The organism is Actinosynnema sp. NPDC002837 (genome assembly GCF_040295345.1).
GTDB lineage: Bacteria > Actinomycetota > Actinomycetes > Mycobacteriales > Pseudonocardiaceae > Actinosynnema.
Window position 1 is genome coordinate 81479 of the sequence record NZ_JBEOVG010000012.1, and the last position, 16413, is coordinate 97891.

At 69.6% G+C, this 16413-nt stretch carries 9 protein-coding genes and 1 pseudogene; 6 read left to right on the top strand and 4 right to left on the bottom strand.

The genetic code is table 11. The features are described 5' to 3' along the window. Nucleotides 1–711 precede the first annotated feature (711 nt). Both ABTZ99_RS11790 and ABTZ99_RS11795 read right to left on the bottom strand, forming a co-directional pair. Nucleotides 712–4500 carry a LamG-like jellyroll fold domain-containing protein gene (locus ABTZ99_RS11790; protein ID WP_499610679.1) on the bottom strand — a complete coding sequence of 1263 codons (3789 nt, stop codon included), beginning with the start codon at nt 4498–4500 and terminating at the stop codon, nt 712–714. An 859-nt stretch (nt 4501–5359) separates the two neighbouring features. Further along, nucleotides 5360–5734 (bottom strand): hypothetical protein, encoded by a 375-nt coding sequence (locus tag ABTZ99_RS11795; RefSeq protein WP_499610681.1) that lies wholly within the window; start codon nt 5732–5734, stop codon nt 5360–5362. A 619-nt stretch (nt 5735–6353) separates the two neighbouring features. Between ABTZ99_RS11795 and ABTZ99_RS11800 the strand changes: the two are divergent. Further along, nucleotides 6354–6470 (top strand): annotated as a pseudogene (locus ABTZ99_RS11800) (IS5/IS1182 family transposase); the annotation flags it as partial. A gap of 618 nt (nt 6471–7088) precedes the next feature. Here the strand turns inward: ABTZ99_RS11800 and ABTZ99_RS11805 are convergent. Together ABTZ99_RS11805 and ABTZ99_RS11810 are read right to left on the bottom strand one after the other, a co-directional pair. Continuing rightward, a complete protein-coding gene (locus ABTZ99_RS11805; protein WP_499610688.1) occupies nt 7089–7355 on the bottom strand; it encodes a hypothetical protein in 267 nt (88 codons plus the stop codon). 95 nt (nt 7356–7450) lie between these two features. Beyond that, the gene (locus tag ABTZ99_RS11810) at nt 7451–7675 is read right to left on the bottom strand and encodes a hypothetical protein (RefSeq protein WP_499610690.1); all 225 of its coding nucleotides are present in this window, start codon (nt 7673–7675) and stop codon (nt 7451–7453) included. A gap of 52 nt (nt 7676–7727) precedes the next feature. On the opposite strand from ABTZ99_RS11810, the gene ABTZ99_RS11815 reads away from it, so the two are divergent. The 5 genes from ABTZ99_RS11815 to ABTZ99_RS11835 all read left to right on the top strand — a co-directional run bounded on the left by ABTZ99_RS11815 (nt 7728) and on the right by ABTZ99_RS11835 (nt 16397). After that, nucleotides 7728–8027 carry a hypothetical protein gene (locus ABTZ99_RS11815; protein ID WP_499610692.1) on the top strand — a complete coding sequence of 100 codons (300 nt, stop codon included), beginning with the start codon at nt 7728–7730 and terminating at the stop codon, nt 8025–8027. 351 nt (nt 8028–8378) lie between these two features. After that, complete coding sequence (locus ABTZ99_RS11820; RefSeq protein ID WP_499610694.1) at nt 8379–9551, top strand: hypothetical protein; 1173 nt, start codon at nt 8379–8381, stop codon at nt 9549–9551. Then, entirely contained in the window at nt 9548–11500 is a 1953-nt protein-coding gene (locus ABTZ99_RS11825) for a VMAP-C domain-containing protein (RefSeq protein ID WP_499610696.1), read from the top strand. Before ABTZ99_RS11820 ends, ABTZ99_RS11825 begins: the two co-directional genes overlap by 4 nt. Continuing rightward, the gene (locus tag ABTZ99_RS11830) at nt 11497–12498 is read left to right on the top strand and encodes an AAA family ATPase (protein ID WP_499610698.1); all 1002 of its coding nucleotides are present in this window, start codon (nt 11497–11499) and stop codon (nt 12496–12498) included. Before ABTZ99_RS11825 ends, ABTZ99_RS11830 begins: the two co-directional genes overlap by 4 nt. Further along, nucleotides 12495–16397: a caspase, EACC1-associated type gene (locus tag ABTZ99_RS11835; protein WP_499610700.1), complete on the top strand. Its 3903-nt coding sequence runs from the start codon at nt 12495–12497 to the stop codon at nt 16395–16397. Before ABTZ99_RS11830 ends, ABTZ99_RS11835 begins: the two co-directional genes overlap by 4 nt. Nucleotides 16398–16413 lie beyond the last annotated feature (16 nt).

The following is a 16413-nucleotide window of genomic DNA, read 5'->3' on the forward strand; positions in this document are numbered from 1 at the left end:
TGGGAGCGGAGGAAGGTCGACCAGGTGGTCGAGGCCCGCTCAGGTGCTGGGTCGATTCCGGCGTCCTGGAGGATCTGCCACACCGTGGATGCGGCGACCTTGATGCCGAGCACGAGGAGTTCGCCGTGGATGCGGCGGTAGCCCAAGGTGAAATTCTCCCACGCCATGCGCAGCACCAAAAGCCGGATCGAGCGGACGGTCTGCGGACGGCCCCGCCGCTTGGGGCGGGACTCGACTGCCTGGCGGTGGGCGAGGAAGGTTCCGGTGCCAGCGCAGGACCGTCTCCGGGCGCACCAGCGGTCGGAATCCACGGAGGGCGTCGATCGGGACTCTGTGCAGCAGTGCTGCAAGGAAGGCCCGGTCACCTGGGGAGAACCGTGGACGGACGCTGCCCAGTTGCCGTTCCAGGACGGTGATCTTGTGCCGCAGTGCCAGGATTTCCACGTCCTTGTCCCGGTCACTCATGGGCAGCAGGCGCAGTAGCGCGAACGCGTTGGTCACGCCCAGATATGCCAGTCGTAGCAGCACGACCGTCCATCATGCCGTGCCGATCGATGTCGCCGCAGACCACGACCACATCGATTATCCTCTCGAGCACTTGTGCCGGGCACGCCATCAACCTGCGTGGATAGGTTTTCGCCAGGCACAGGGTGACGTGGCCGGGGTCGCAGGTAGCTACCTGCGACCCCGGCCACGTCACGGACGACAGTCTCAGAGCAGATCGCACTCCTCCAACGCGTCGGGTGTCACGGTCGGCAGGATCACGTCCGGCGGCACCGGCTGCCCCTGTTTGATCGCGTCCACCCAGAACGGATCCTTCTCCAGGATGCGGTTGGTCCGGTACCAGCTGGTCATGTGCGCACCCCCGCTACAGTTGTCCCCCAGCGGCACGATCTTCACCGAGAAGTGGATGCCGGCGGAGGCGCCGCCCTCGTGCGTGGAGGCGAACGGGAACTCGTCGCACGACGGCTTGTTGACCCCCGCTTTGCTCAGCAGCTCGCACTCGTCACGGGCCCGCTGGTAGTTCTTGTAGGCCACCGATCCGGTGGTTTTGCGGTTGGACGTGGTCCGGGTCAGGCAGCCCTTTGCCCCGGCGCACCCGGGATCCGACAGGTCGACCAGTCCGGGTATCCGTTTGGTCTGACCGGACGGCGCTTTCGGGTCGGTGTTCTGCGGGTCGTGCAGCGCAGTCCAGATGTGCTCTGCGGTCTTCTTCGCCTTCCCGTCGTTGGCGTTGCCGTCGAGCACAAAGACCGGTCGCACGGACCACACCACGCAGCCGCCCTTGTAGTCCTTCAGGCTGACGCTGTCGCAGCGGAAGTCCAGCCGGTCGTCGTCCAGCCAGTTGTGCCTTTTGCCCTCGGACTCGGGGTAGAGGATTGACGGCTTGATGGCGCAGATCTCCCGGTATTCCGGCAGCGCGGTGGACTTCGAGGTGAGCATGATCGTCCGCTCTCCGCCGTGGATCCACGAGTACGCGGACTGGCTGATCCCGTCGGGGAAGTCTGCCGTGCAGTTGGCGGTGGGGTTGAGTTTCACCACGACCGGCCGGTGGATCCCGGTCACCCAGTTCCTGTGGTCGTAGCCCTTGAAACTGATGGAGACCTTGATCTGCCTGCTGGTCGCGCCGGGCAGGCCACGTGCGTTACCGCTCGCGTCGCCCACGTAGCTGTGCACGGTGATGGAGATGTAGGACCGCCACCACTCGCCGGTCGGCGCGTCCTGCGCGTTGAGCATGTTCTCGCCGACCCGTCCGCTGTAGCAGACCGAGAAGTTGCTGTTGACGTAGCGGCGGACGCTGTTATCGCCAGGTGCCCTGGTACGGCACGCATCGTGGTTGATGTGCCCGTATGGGTGGGGTGTCGGCGCGGCGGCGGCCCGCATCGGCGCGGCGGACGGGTCGACCGGGGTGTCCATGTCCGCCTGAACCTGCTCCGGGGTCTGTGCCCGGTCGTAGATCCGGACCTCGTCGATCGCGCCCCGGAAGAACTCGCCCCAAGAGCCGTTGCCGCCGATGTGCAGCTCGCCGGAGGCCGTGTCGAGCGGGGTGGTGCGTGGTGCGGAGGCCACTTCGACGCCGTCGAGCAGGAGCCTGACCACCGCACCGTCGTAGGTGACGGCGAGGTGGCTCCACTCGTCGGTGGGCAGTGGTGACGGGCCGTCGAGGATGGTGTGGTCCGCGTCGTCGGCCAGCCACACCGACGGCACGTCGCCGTTGGAGGCGTAGAGGCCGTAGGCGGAGCCGAGCTGGTGGTCCTTCATCAGTACCGTGGACCAGTCGTCCACGGCTTCCGGAAGCACCCAGGCCGACACCGTCATACCGGTGGACAGCCGCAGCGACGGGCTGTCCGGTACGGTCACCATGCTGCCGTCGAGACCGTCGAAGGCCAGCGCCTCGCCGAACCGCCCGGCGCGCCGGGTCAGTCCGGTCGCCGTGCCGGTGTTGCCGTTCCCGGACCGGTCGGCGACCACGTCGCCCGAGCCCTCCTCCATGCCGTACGCGGCGACCAGACCTTCGGGTGTCGGGTCGGCGGTGCCGGTGGTGAACGTCCAGGCGTGCGGCGCTGCCATGGCGTTGCCTGAACCGTCCACCGCGCCGCCGACCTCGGCGGTGTAGGCGGTGGCGGGCGTCAACCGCGCCGACGGCGCGAGCGTCACCGTGCTTTCCCCGGTCGACACCGTGCCGCCCACCGCCGCGCCGCCCGGATCCTTGACGACGAGCGTGGCGTCGGTGACGGGTTCGTCGAACACCGCCGTCACGGTGGCGGCCAAGGGCACGTCGGTCTGCCCGGCGGACGGATCGGTCCACGCGACCGCGGGCGGTGTGGTGTCCGGTTCCGGCTCCCACCCGGCGGCGGGCAGGTCGAGGTCGTCCACCCACTGCTCGCGGGTGGCGTCGTCGGGCGGGTAGAAGCCGTAGCCGGAGTCGTGCTTGACGGCCTGGTCCGCGTTCTGCCGCAACGGCAACGCCTGCTCTTCGGTGAGCACCGGCACGTACGGCGCCTCGTCGTGGCCGTCGCTGTGGTCGGCCATCTCCTGCTCGGTCGGCGCGGGGTCGGTCTCGGGGCCCGGGATATAGAACGGCACCGCCTTCTTCGGTTCGGGCGCCTCGTACTCCACGAACAGCACCGGCCCGCGCCCGTCCACGCCGTTCCACTCCGACGACAGGTACTCGCGGAAGTTCGACGGACCGCTGCTCTCGTTGAGCGCGGCCACCTGGAGGCCGTAGTTGGGAGCGCCGTCGGCCCACGCCTGCACGACGCCCTCGATCGAGTAGTACAGCTCCTGGGCGGGCTGCGAGCAGTACTGGTAGCTGCCATCGCGCTTGAGTACGCGCCCGACGCCGCCCGCCTTCACGCCCTGGCCCGCCGTGGTGACCGACGGCTGGTTGTTCCACCGCAGGTCGACCGGGCTGTTGGCGTCCAGCGCCCAGTTGCCCGTGACGCGCCGCACCACGATGTCGCCGGCGGCGGAGCCGCACTGACTGGTGATGTAGTTCCACGGCCGCATGTCGGCGTTGAGGATGGGCCGCCCGTAGAACGGGGCGCTGTCCAGGTTGAACTTCAGGTAGCTGCGGTAGAGATAGTAGGTGGAGACGGCGCCGTCCCAGTTGTGCCGCCCGGCCAGGATCTCCTGCCGGTACTGGGTCGAGCGGGCCGTGGCGTAGCGCGAGTCGGTGGCCACGAACACGTCGGTCGGGAAGCCGGGGCCGAACCACGGCGTCGGGTTGCCCGCGATCGTGACCGGGTAGGTGGTGGCGGTGTCGGCGAGGAAGGCCGCGTCGGGCGTGTAGGTCAGTTCGGTGCCCTGGTCGTCGACGGCGACCGCGACGTCACCGGCCGACTTGTCGGCGTCGAGCAGCACGGGCGGGGTGAGGTCGGCGACCTTCGCGCCGTCGTCCAGCACCTCGCGCGCCCGGTAGCTGATGCCGTTGCCGGTAGCGACGGGCAGCCGGAACGAGACCGGCCGGTCGGGCCGCCGGTGCACGACGATCCGGTGCCGGATGCCCGCCGGGGTGACGTCTACGACGAGGTCGATGTCCGGGCCGTAGGCGGCGGGGTAGGTGGCCGTGGACCCATCGAGCACGGGCTTGGGCAGCACCGCGGGCGCGGCGAGATCCGTGGTGCCCTTGCCGTCCGCGTCACGCACCGACAGCAGCACGGTGTCGCCGCCCGCGGACAGCCGCACGTCGTCCCGGGCAGAACGGGGCCGGACGGCACCGCCGCTCTCGACCAGGGTGAGGTCGATCGCGCGCCAGCCGTCGGCCGCGGTGAACCGCACCGGATGGGCGTGCACGGTGGTGGACAACGTCCGGCCGCCGGGGTTGGCGACCGTGGTGGAGTTCTCGGTGTGCAGGCTGGGCACCTCGACCGGCGCCTGCTTCCGGTCGGCTTCGGCCAACGCGGTGTGCACGGGATCGGTGGTGGACGACTCGGGTGGCTGCGCGATGGCGGGGTAGGTAACGGCCAGTGACGCGACCAGCCCCACTACCGCGGCCATGGTCGGGCCCCGTCTCCGGAAGTATGTGCTCAACAGGATCCCCCTGGTCGGAACAACAGGTCCAGAACTTTGTTTTCCGGTCGCCGGGGCGGCTGCGGTGAACCGCCCGGCGGACCTTATGCGGCTTCGATCCAGACACAGGCGAGATCGCCGTCGTGCCAGGTGATCGCCCCGCTGGAGTCCGCGAGTCCCGCTCGCGTGCACACCCGTGTATCGGCTTTGAACGCGATGCCGGTCGCCGGGCGCCGGGTACTGTTCTCGCCGACCACGGCCGTGGGCCCTCCGACTACACGGGCGGGGTGGCCGCCGGAACGGCACGGCGGGTGCAGCGAAGCCTCGGTCTTCACGGTGTGCCCCGGCGTCACGCCAGCGGGAAAGCTCTGTTCACGCATGGTCCCCTCTTCCTCCGGGCGCCCAGCGTCACGAACCGAGGCGCCACGTGCACCATGACGAGTCCGGTCCCGGAACGGGTGGCGTCCGGCACCATGACGCGCCCCAGGGCCGCAGCGCGCGTCGACGATTTGGCCGGCGGAGGCCGCAACGGATTTCTCTCCCCCGAGAGAGGTCGATCGGAGTCGACGCGGTCGAGTGTCGTCCGCGGTCCGCCGCGTCGGCAACGGAAACGCCGTTCGGACGTGTTCGGAACGTTGCTCGATCCGTTCGTGAACACACCCGAACAGCCCAGCCCGGTCCGCTGGATCGGCGCTCGCCCGCACTGCACCGGTCCGCCATGCTGGGACGGTGAGCCAGGGAGGGGGTCAGCCGAGTCGCTGGCGACGTCACCACAGCCGACGGAGGCCGGCACCCCGTCGGAATTCACGGCGGCACCGCGTGCGTTGCGAGCCTGGTCCGGGCTGACCTACCGGCAGTTGGAAGGGAAGATCGCCACGTATCGGGATTCCCTCCCGGCCAGCATGATCGCGACCACCCTCGGCCGCTCCACCTGCCCAGGCAAAGGTTCGTCGACCCCTTCACCCGAGCGTGCGGCCTCGGTGACGACGAGGTGCGACAGTGGCTCGAGGTTCGCCGCCGCAGCGTCACGAGCCGCGCCTCGTTCCAGCGCCGTGGATGCCACCGGCGTTGGCCCGCGTCTCGATCGAAACGGCGCGGGGTCGATGTACTGGACGAGCGCGCCGTCCGACGCCACGCAGAAGTGGCTCTCCACGACCACTCCCAGCTGAGCGGAATCGTTGTAGAGGCTGGCCGCACGGGAAACAGCCTCATGCGCGATCACCAGCCTGCCGGACCGGCTTGAGCCGCCACGTTGTGCGGTGTTCTGCGCTGTGTAGGTGCAGTTCGGAGCGGTTGAGACCATCGGAGGTGGGCAGGATCGAGTCGCCGAGGTCACCGGTCACCTCCTCGGCGGCCTTGATGTCGTGCAGTCTGCACGGGTCGATCTTGCGATAGGTCGCCGGCGCCGCAGCGGTCTTTGTCGGGTATCGCCGGTTGGCTCTGCGGTGCCTGCCGGGTCTGGCTGTCCGGAGGCGGCCTGTCCGGAGGCGAGGCGCCGCCGGTGCATGCCGAGTGCGATCTTGAGACCGGTGATCGCCTCCGGGGAAGCGAGTCGGTGCGGTGCCCAGTAGGTCTTGCCGATCTCCGGGCCGGACAGGCGGGCCTCCAACGACCACGGTCCGCGCAGTTCGGCCAGCGCCCGCGAGCACAGGGTGTGCAGTTGTTCCAGCCGCAGGTCGAGTACGCCCGGTTCCAACGTGTCGACAGGCCGTCGACTTCCTTGAGCCATTTCATCGTGACGTCGCAGGTCACGGCGCAGGCTGAGTGGTGGGCGCGGTGGGCGAGGCTCCCGGTAAGACAGCAGTCAACCAAGATCCGATGCCCCAACCGGGAGCCTCACCGTGCTGTCGTACCCTGCCGCGATTCCGCTGTCCAACCACACCCTCGTCCGCCTGGCCGATCTCATCCGCGCCGAGCGGGCGCGGCGCCGGTCCCGGTGGCGGCGGCTCGATCCCGGCACGCCCGAGTTCGTCGCGCCGGTCGACCGGCAGTCGCAGGGCCACGGTGTGGTCGTCGGCGACGACACGGTTCAGGCCGTCGGTCCGCAGTGCGACCTGTGGGGTTCCAAAAGTCAGCCACATGGCCTGACCTGCGGTTAGGCGGTTGTGGCTTCGTACTCGTTGATGACGCCGCCGAGGACTGGTCGGCGACGTATCGAGGTGCAGCGCGGCTGTGTGATCGGCTGGTCCGGTCGCGGTGGTGCGAGCTGTAGCGCCTGGTGGGGTCGGGGGTGGTTGTAGTGGGCCGCGTAGCGGTCCAGGACCGCTCGCAGGTGGGTTCGTTGAGGATGAGTAGTCGGTCGGTGGCTTCGCGTCTGATGGCGCCGACGAACCGTTCGGCCTGGGCGTTGGCTCTCGGGCAGCGTGGTGGAATTTTTATGATCTTGATGCCTGCGCCGGAGAGGACAGCGTCGAACGAGGCGGTGAACTGGCCGGCCCGGTCCCGGATGAGGAACCGGAAGTCGTCGGCCCGATCGGCCAGGTCCGTCACCAGGTTGCGGGCCTGCTGGGTAGTCCAGGGACCATCGGGGTTGGTGGTGGCGCCGAGGATGTGGACGTAGCGGGTGGCGACTTCCATCATGAAGAACACGTACACGCGTTTGAGGGTGACGGCGCAGTCGACATGGAAGAAGTCGCAGGCCAACATGCTCGCGGCCTGCGCGCGGAGGAACCGTCGCCAGGAGGTGTCGGTGTCGCGCCGGGTGCGCGCGGTATCCGCAGGCGCTTGAGCACGCGGCGAACCGTTGCATCGCCTACCCGGTGGCCGAGCTTGAGCAGCTCGCCCTGGATCCTGCGGTAGCCCCAGCCGGTGTTCTCCCGCGCCATTCGCTCGATCAACGTCATGAGGGTGTCGTCGACCGGCGGTCGGCCTGTGCGGTTCGGATAGGTCCACTTCCGCGCGATCAGGCGTCGATGCCATCGCAGGATGGTTCCCGGTGTCACCAACCGGTGCTCGCGCAGGGAGCGGGGAAGTCGGCGAACCAGCGCGGCGAGCACCGCGCGATCGGCCCAGTCCAACCGCGGGCGGGGTTGGTCAGGCGCAGCACGGCGACCTCGTGTCGCAGCACCAGCAGTTCGACGTCCTTGGCCGCAGAGGACCGGCCGAGGAGCACCAGCCCGTCGCCGAGTCGGACGAAGATCAGGTACAGCAGTCGTAACGCCATGCCTCACGATCATGCCCTGGAGGTCCAGTGTGCGCGATCGTCGCAGCTCAGCATGCCAGTGCAGAGTTCTGGCACCCCACACGCCCGCCAGAAGATCCTGACCGACGAGCACCCTCGGCGCGCAGGAGCACGCGTCAGCGACGAGGTCGTGCTCTTCCCGCTTAGGGTCGAGCCTTTCGTGTTCAGAACGCTGAAGGAGGGGGGTACGGTTTCCGGTGTCACCGGAGCAGAATGGGAAGAGTATCGCAAGAAAGTCGTCATCGACGCCGAGAAGGCGTTCGTGCACCTGCTCGACCCTGAGTACAACGTGCAAAAGTTCGCCACCTACCCCCGGAGCCTGGACGGCCTTTGAGGGTATGGCCACCAGCGCTACGGTTTCGGACTGGCCGAGAATCTCACCTTCACGACGGCGAATGCGACCTTCTGCGGATCGGTAAACGCCCGGCTGGGCATCGTCGACGAGTATGCCGACATCATCCTGACCACAGGGGACGAAGTCGAGCTCATCGTCGGGCGCACGCGACCGCCGAACGAACCGTAGCGAGGTCCGCTCTCACCGCACTATTGCGGTCACACACATCGCCGAGCCGGTAGTTTGCCGACAATGTCACCGAGAAAGATCGACCACCGATGGAACCGGTAACAGCGGATCACCGTTCGGACGACTACACCCGTGCCACGGTCGACAACCCGGAGAACGCGCTTGAAGACGATCCTGTTCGTGCACGGCACCGGTGTGCGTGACAACGCGTACTGGAACACGTTCCGCCACGTCTGCGCCGGCGTGGCCTCGATTCGGCCCGGCTGGCGGGTGGAGCACTGCTACTGGGGCGACCGGCACGGGGCCAGGTTGAACGCGAACGGCGTCACGATTCCGGGCACGTCCGACCGCGGCTTCGGGGTCCCCGAGGACGACCCGGACACCGCCCTGTGGTGGATGCTCGACCACGACCCGCTGGTCGAGTTGCGTGCCCTGGCGGTCCGACCGGCCGAGGCGGTCGACCTGCCCCCGACCGCCGACGCACCCGGCGAGTGGCTGGTCGAGGCGGCGCGCGACCTGCCGGACGAACGGCTGGCCGCCCTGCTGGACGACGCTGGCCTGGCCGACGTGTTCGGTGACGCCGTCGACGAGGTGCTGGCCGACGACGGCTGCCGGCGGGCGCTGGACCGCGAGCACGAGCTCGGCGGCGTCCTGACCACGGCCCTGGCCAGGGCGATCGTGGCCCGGTGCCTGCACTTGGCCGACGAGCGCCAGGGGCCGGACTTCCCGCTGGACGGCGACACCCGGGACGACGTGGTCGACGCCATCGTCTCCGAGTTGGGCGGTTCGGACCGCGGCATCGGCGCGGTCGCGGTCGAGTTGGTGATGCGCGCGGGCGTCGGTCGGGCGATCGACCGCCGCCGCGCCGTGTTGTCGCAGGCGGCGGCGCCGGTGGCCGGTGACGTGCTGCTCTACCTCACCAGGGGTGCCGGGTTGCGGGGGTTCATCGCCGACCGGATCGCCGGGATCGACACGCCCGTGGTGGTGCTGGCCCACAGCCTCGGCGGCATCGCCGCGCTGGAGCTGATGATCGAGCGCGAGCTGCCCAACGTCGCCCAGCTGATCACCGTCGGGTCCCAGGCCCCGCTGCTGTACGAGCTGAACGCCCTGCCGGCGCTGGCGCACGGCGCGCTGCTCCCGGACAGCGTCCCCGCCGACTGGGTCAACATCTACGACCGGCGCGACCTGCTGGCCTACGTCGGCTCGGGGGTGTTCCCGGACCGGGTGCGCGATTTCGCGGTGGACAACCGGGCGCCGTTCCCGCGGTCGCACAGCGCGTACTTCGCCAAGCGGAACAAGCGGTTCTACGGGCTGCTCGACCGGGAGCTGGCGTGACCGCGTCACCGGAGCGCACCATTGCGATCGTCGTCGGCATCGAGGAGTATGCCGCCGGTGGGCGCTGGCGGCTCGACGGCCCGGTGCCGGACGCGTGCCGCTTCACCGCGTGGTTGCTCTCGCGCGGCGTGCCGCCGTCGAACATCACGCTGCTCACCGCGCCGCTGGAGCAGAACCGGCACCTGGTCGAGGAGCACCGCGCCGGTGGTGTCGACGTGGTGGACGCGCGGGCCGAGACCGTGCGCGAACGCCTGATCACCCGGTTGCCCGAGGAGCACAGCGACCTGCTGCTGGTCCACTGGGGCGGGCACGGCGTGATCGACGAGCGCAACGAGCGCCGGTTGATCTACAACGACTCCCGGGCGCACGACCGGCGCAACCTCAACGTCACCCGCCTGCTGGCGCTCCTGCGGAGCGCCCCCTACCGCGGCCACCCGCACCAGAGGATCATCATCGACTCCTGCCTCACCTCCGCCCGGGAGACGGGCTGGCGGACCGGCCTGCCCGACGAGAGCTTCCAGCCCAACGACACCCTGCCCGCGGTGGACCAGCTGTCCCTGTTCGCCGCGAGCGACGGCGAGCGCGCCAAGAACGACGACGCCCTGCAGACCGGCCTGTTCTCCAACGCCGTCCTGGAGAGCCTCGGCCAGGTCCCGGACGAGCAGTGGCCACCGGACTTCACCGACGTGCGGCGCGATGTCGGCACCACCTTCGAAACCCTGCGCGCCGAGCGCCGCACCCGCCAGGTGCCCAGCCACATCTGGTTCCGCGGAGGCAGCGACGAGGACTACCTGGTGTTCACCACCGAGCCCCGCTCCCCCAGCGCCGGCGCGGGCGCCCTCGGCCTGGCCCTGCTCACCCCCGCCGAGTACACCGAGCTGCGCCGGATCCTGCGCGTGGGCGCGCCGGCCGACCTGCGCGGGCCGTTCCGCGAGGCGACGCGCTCGGTGGAGCTGTCCCCGCCGGACAACCCCGACGACGTGCGGTCGGTCGTGGACGCGTTGCGCAAGCCGGTCAACCCCCTGCCGCTGTTCGAGTTCCTGGTCCGCTTCGCCGCCGCGACAGACGACGACGTGACGCGCGACCGGCTCTGGGAGTGGATAGAGCGGGTCGGGCCGCCCTACGTCGACGTCGACCTGCTGCGCGACCTCGACGCGCAACTGCACCGGACCTTCCTGCTGGTGCGGCTCGAACCGGACCTGATCGACCCCGGCTACCGGACCACCGTGTGGCGGTACCTCGGCGACGACGGCAGGCAGGTGGCCGTCTCGCCGGGACCGTGGCGGCTCGGGCAGGTCGCGGACGCGCTCGGTGACCTGCTGGCCGACTTCGACCCGGCGGACAAGGCTGCCCCGCCGGTCGTGGAGTTCATGGTCCCCACCGACATGGTCGACGAGACAGTTGACGAGCTGCCGGTCCGGCTGGCCCGGCAGGAGGTACCGCTCGGCGCCGCGTGCCCCGTGGTGGTGCGCCCGCTGGAGCGCTCCGACAACCCGGCCTGGCGCACCGCGCACGCCGTCGCGTGGGCGAAGGTGGCGGACTTCCACGCCTACGACGAGCACGCGATCCACTGGATCGAGCACGAACCCGGCGACCCGCCGCTCGACCCGACGGTCCTGCACGGCCGGGTGTGCGCGGCGCTGGCCTACGCCTGCCGCGACGCGGGCCGCAAGGACGTGCTCCACCGCCTGTTCGACGCCGGGCTGCCCATCGCCCTGTGGCACCGCGCCGGGCGCCCGACCGGCCGCGACGTGCTCCACCAGGTGCTGCGTGGACAGCCACTGGTGGAACTGCCCGACGTCGTCCACGGACAGCGCGACAGCTCGCGCCGCACCGCCCGCCCGGACCACCCGGGGCGCGACCTCGTCCTGCTCTGGGACGACCCGACCCGCGTGCCAGATCGTCCGGACTGGCGCGTCCCCGCAGTCCTCGAAGGAGTCGCGCCGTGACCGCCTGGCCGATCTACCGGGGTGTCGCCGAGCCCCACGACGGCGTCGACCAACTGCCCGAGCCGCCCAACTGGCGCAGGTTCGACGGCGCACCGGTGCTGTCCGTGCCCGGCGGCGCGGGCGACCCCACGGCGGCCCGCCGCCTGGGCCGGGCCGAACACCGCCGCAAGCCCTCCGAGCGGGAGGTGCAGATGGTCAACGCGGCCCTGTTCCTGCGCCGCCCGCTGCTGGTCACCGGGCGGCCCGGCACCGGCAAGTCGACCCTGGCCTACCTCGTCGCCGAGGAGCTCGGGCTCGGCCCCGTGCTGCGGTGGCCGATCACCAGCCGCACCACCCTGAAGGACGGCCTGTACCGGTACGACCCGATCGGCAGGCTCCGCGACGAGAACCTGCGCAACGCCCGCAACCAGAGCGCCACCGGCGACCGGGACATCGGCAAGCACCTGCGCCTGGGACCGCTGGGTACCGCGCTGCTGCCGTTCGGGCGCCCCCGCGTGCTGCTGGTCGACGAGATCGACAAGAGCGACGTCGACCTGCCCAACGACCTGCTCAACGTCTTCGAGGAGGGCGAGTTCGAGATCGACGAGCTGGCCCGGCTGTCCGAGGAGGACGAGCACGTCCCGGTGCGCACCGCCGACGGCGGCGACCCCGTGGAGGTCCGGCGCGGCCGCGTGAGGTGCCGCGCGTTCCCGTTCGTGGTGCTCACCAGCAACGGTGAGCGCGATTTCCCCACCGCGTTCCTGCGGCGCTGCCTGCGCCTCGACCTGGAACCGCCGGAGCCCGACCAGATCGACGCCATCATCGCAGCGCACCTCGGCCCCGAGGCCACCGCCGTGGCCCGCCGGCACATCGAGGACTTCCTCGCCCGTCGCGACCAGGTCGAGCTCACCACCGACCAGCTGCTCAACGCGGTGTACATCGCGATGTCCGGCGGTGACGTCGACTCGATGGACGACGTCGTCCAGGCCCTGCTGAAACCGCTGAGCGGCACCGGGTGATCGAGGACCTGTCGGCCAGGCTCGCCGCGGCCGGTCTGGACCCGACGCTCTACGAGCTGCGCGACGCCCTGTGGCTCTCGCAGCACATCGCCACGCCTTCACGGCCGACCGCGCCGGTTGATGAGCCGGTGTTGTCGGACGTGCCGGAGGATGCGCCGCTGCCTCCGGCCGAGGCGGTGCCCGAGAACGTCGTTGTGTCCGGCGGCACGACGACGGAGGCGTACGGCGAGATGTACGCGACCGGTGCCGGCACGGACAGCGGCCTGCGCGGCGTGGCGGTGCGCAGCCCGGCGGTGCTCGCGCTACCCGGGCAGTTGGAGCTGGCTCGGGCGCTGCGGCCATTCGGTCGGCGGGTGCCGAGCCGTCGGTCGTTCGAGGTGGACGAGGAGGCCACGGCCGCCCGGGTCGCCGAGGAGGGGTTGTGGGCCCCGGTGCTGCGGCCGGCGTCGGAGCGTTGGCTGAGCCTGACCATCGTGGTCGATACGGCGCCGTCCATGGTCGTCTGGCGGCGGACGGTGGCGGAGCTGCACGACCTGTGCGCTTGGCTCGGGGCGTTCCGGCGGATCCGGGTGCGGGCGTTTAACAGCGTGGCGGACGGGCCGGTGGTGGATCCGCTGCACGACCTCGATTCCGTGCGGCAGGTCGTCGTGGTCGTGACGGACGGTGTCGGTGCCGCCTGGCACGACGGGCGGGCGATTGCCTTGCTGCGCGGCTGGGCTGGGGTGGCGCCCACCGGAGTGGTGACGGTCCTGCCGCAGCGCATGTGGTCGGGCACCGGGTTGCACGCCGGGGCGGGGCGGGTCGTGGTGCCCCGGCCGGCCGCGCCCAACGCCGAGTGGCGGGCTGAGCCCGCGGGTGGCGTTCCGGTTCCGGTGTTCGAGCTGTCTCCCCGGTGGCTGGGCCTCTGGGCGCGACTGGCGACGGGGTCCGCGACTCCTCAACGGGTCGCCCTGCTGGCCGATCCGAGGGCCGGGCAAGGCGTCGAGGGAGGCCGGCTCGACGCCAAGGGGCTCGTGCGCCGGTTCCGGTCGGCGGCGTCGCCCGAGGCGTTCCGGTTGGCGACGTACTTGTCGGCGGCGTGGCTGACCCTGCCCGTCATGCGCTTGGTGCAGCGCGTGATGCTGCCCGACTCCACCATCGCGCACCTGGCCGAGGTGTTCCTGGGTGGGCTATTGCAGCAGCGCGGACGGGGATCCGACCCCGAGGCGGTCGAGTACGACTTCCTGCCGGAGGTGCGGGCGGAGCTCAACGGGTACCTGCTGCGCGACGACGCGCTGACCGTGCTGAGGGAGACCAGCGAGTTCATCTCCGAGCGGCTCGGCCAGCCGTTCGACTTCGCGGCCATGCTGGTCGACCCGGAGGGGGTTGAACTGCCTGCCGTGCGGGCTGACGGCGGGGCGCCGATGGCCCACATCGCCGCTGACGTCCTCGCTCGGTTGGGTGGGCGTTACCGCGCCCTGGCCGGTCGGTTGACGACGGTTCGCGGCGCGGTGTCTTCGGGTCATGGGGAGACGGCCGTTGCGGTCGAGACCCGGTACACGATTGACGACCTGTGGATCCGCCCGGTCGGCGCACGGACCTTCCGGGTCGGGATCACCAGCGCCGGCACGCCCGCGTTCGGCGCTCTATCGATGTATGAGGGGTCGTCCGCGTTCGCTCCGGGCGAGGACATCTGCTATCTGCACACGCTCTTCGGCATCCGGCACGTCAACCTGCCGGTCGGCGGACGGATGCACTCGGTCAACCACGCGGCGCAACAGCAGGAGTTCATCCCGACAGGTGAGCCGGAAGGGTGGATCCTGGAGTTCGAGGCGGAACGACCCGGGTTCTTCACGGACCTGCTGGACGACAACGCCTACCGAGCCTACCTGGAAGACAAACACGCCAGAGCACTGGCCCAGTTCTCCCAAGAACTGCGCCGACTCCGCGCTGTGGTCGGGTACCCATCATTGAGTGACATCGCGAAAGTTTCCCATTATTCACGCCTGAGGATAAGACGACTGTTCTCCGGCGGCCTGCGCACCGCCCCTCCGTGGACACTGGTCAAAAATGTCGTGACAGCATGCTCGGCGCTCGGCGCGAAGCACGCGGACGCCTTCCGAGTCGCCGACCTAGGGCGATGGCGGAACCTGCACCTGGAACTCCTGGAAGCACTCGGCCATGCCCCGGAGGGCGAGCCGTCGCCGGAAAGGTTCTTCGTCTTCCTCGACGCCGAGCAAGATCGTCCCGATAGCATACTCGCCATCGCCCAGGAGGCGCTCAGCAGCATCGGTGTCGATTGGACGGAGGTGATAATCGAAATTTCGGCCAGTGGATTGATGATCATCCTGCCCGACGATGTCGATGGGCCGACACTGAGCGATTCACTCCCGGGGGAACTACAGAACTCCCTGCGCCGACACAATTTTACGTCGGGTTTGCACGCATTGCTGAGCACCGTACACGTCAGCACCGAAAATGTTGCACTCGCCCGACTGGACGCGTCCCGCGTACTGAGCGCACTTCGGACGAGGGCGACCATTTCAACCACCACAACCTTGACCGTAGCGGTATCAACAGAATTCTTGCACGCGGTGGACGTCGACCTCACCGGGTACCAGAACGTCGAGGTCCACACCGAAAAATTCACCACAGAAGTGCGGATCCGCACTTTCGACGACCCTAGTGCGCGGCGACCGCCACTACACAGGGATGAGCAGGCCCAGCACCTCATACCTCGGGTCTACATCTCCTACGCCTACGACACCCCCGAGCACGTGGAATCGGTCTTGCGGTTCGCGACACTGCTGCGCCAACAGGGGGTTGACGCACGCCTGGACCTATGGGCATCGGACCGCAGGCGGGACTGGGCAGCGTGGGCGGTCGAGCAGATAACGGCTGCCGACTTCGTCGTAGTCGTCGCCTCGCCCGCCCTCCGCACGACACGCGAGAACGGTTTGATCGAACAGATCCTCCTCCGCCGCGAGGACCTCTCCTCCTATCAAGCTCTTCATTCACGACGCATCCTGCCGGTGGTGCTGCCCGGAGGGTCTGTCGATGACATACCGGCGTTCCTCCGACCACACACGAGCACCCACTACCGCCTCACCGAGTTCACCCCCGAAGCAGTAGAAGACCTTGTCAGAGCGTTGATCGGCCAACCCCCGTCGACCGAGGCGCGGTCGCCGCTGCTCCCGGCCCTGGACACGTCGAACGCGCTGCTGGTCGGCGTGGCCCGATACCAGGCGTTGCCGGACCTGCCGCAGGTGGAAAACGGTCTCCACAAGCTGCATCAGCGGTTGACCGGTCATCCCGAACCGACGTTCCAGGTGGACCGCACACCGGTCCTGATCAACCCCACCGGCGACGCCTTCCTCGCCGAGGTCGCCGAGGTCGCGGCTGCGGCGGAGGACACGTTGCTGCTGTACTTCGCGGGTCACGGCCTGGTGTCGTCTCCTCGCGGCGACCTGCTGCTGGCCACTTCGGACACGCGGCCGAACGCGCAGCACACGGCGGTGTCATACGACTCGATCCGCCGACTGCTCGCACGCAGCCCGGCGAGGCGGTCGGTGATCATCCTGGACTCCTGCTTCGTGGGCCGCACGATGAAGAGCACGGAGCACGCCGGCGACCTCGCTGGCACGCCTGGCACTCTCGTCCTGGCCTCGACCAGCGACAGCACCGCGGCATTCGCCCCGGAGCACCGCCGGTACCCGGTGTTCACCGGCGCGCTGGCGGACGTCCTGGCCAACGGCGAGCCGGGCGACAGCGAGTACCTGACCATGGACTGGATCTACCGGGGTATCCGCCGCCGAACCCCGGAGCGGGCGTCCGCGCCACAGTTGGTGGATTACGAAACGCCCCCACTGGCGCTCGGCCGCAACCCGGCGTTCCAGCCGCGCGACCTCAGCGCCACCTGATCACACCCCATAGTCC

Bases quoted from the DNA above. Each gene is read 5' to 3' on its own strand.
- ABTZ99_RS11810 (WP_499610690.1), bottom strand. From the start codon at position 7,675: ATGGCGTTACGACTGCTGTACCTGATCTTCGTCCGACTCGGCGACGGG.
- ABTZ99_RS11805 (WP_499610688.1), bottom strand. From the start codon at position 7,355: ATGACGTTGATCGAGCGAATGGCGCGGGAGAACACCGGCTGGGGCTAC.
- ABTZ99_RS11815 (WP_499610692.1), top strand. From the start codon at position 7,728: ATGCCAGTGCAGAGTTCTGGCACCCCACACGCCCGCCAGAAGATCCTG.
- ABTZ99_RS11790 (WP_499610679.1), bottom strand. From the start codon at position 4,500: ATGGCCGCGGTAGTGGGGCTGGTCGCGTCACTGGCCGTTACCTACCCC.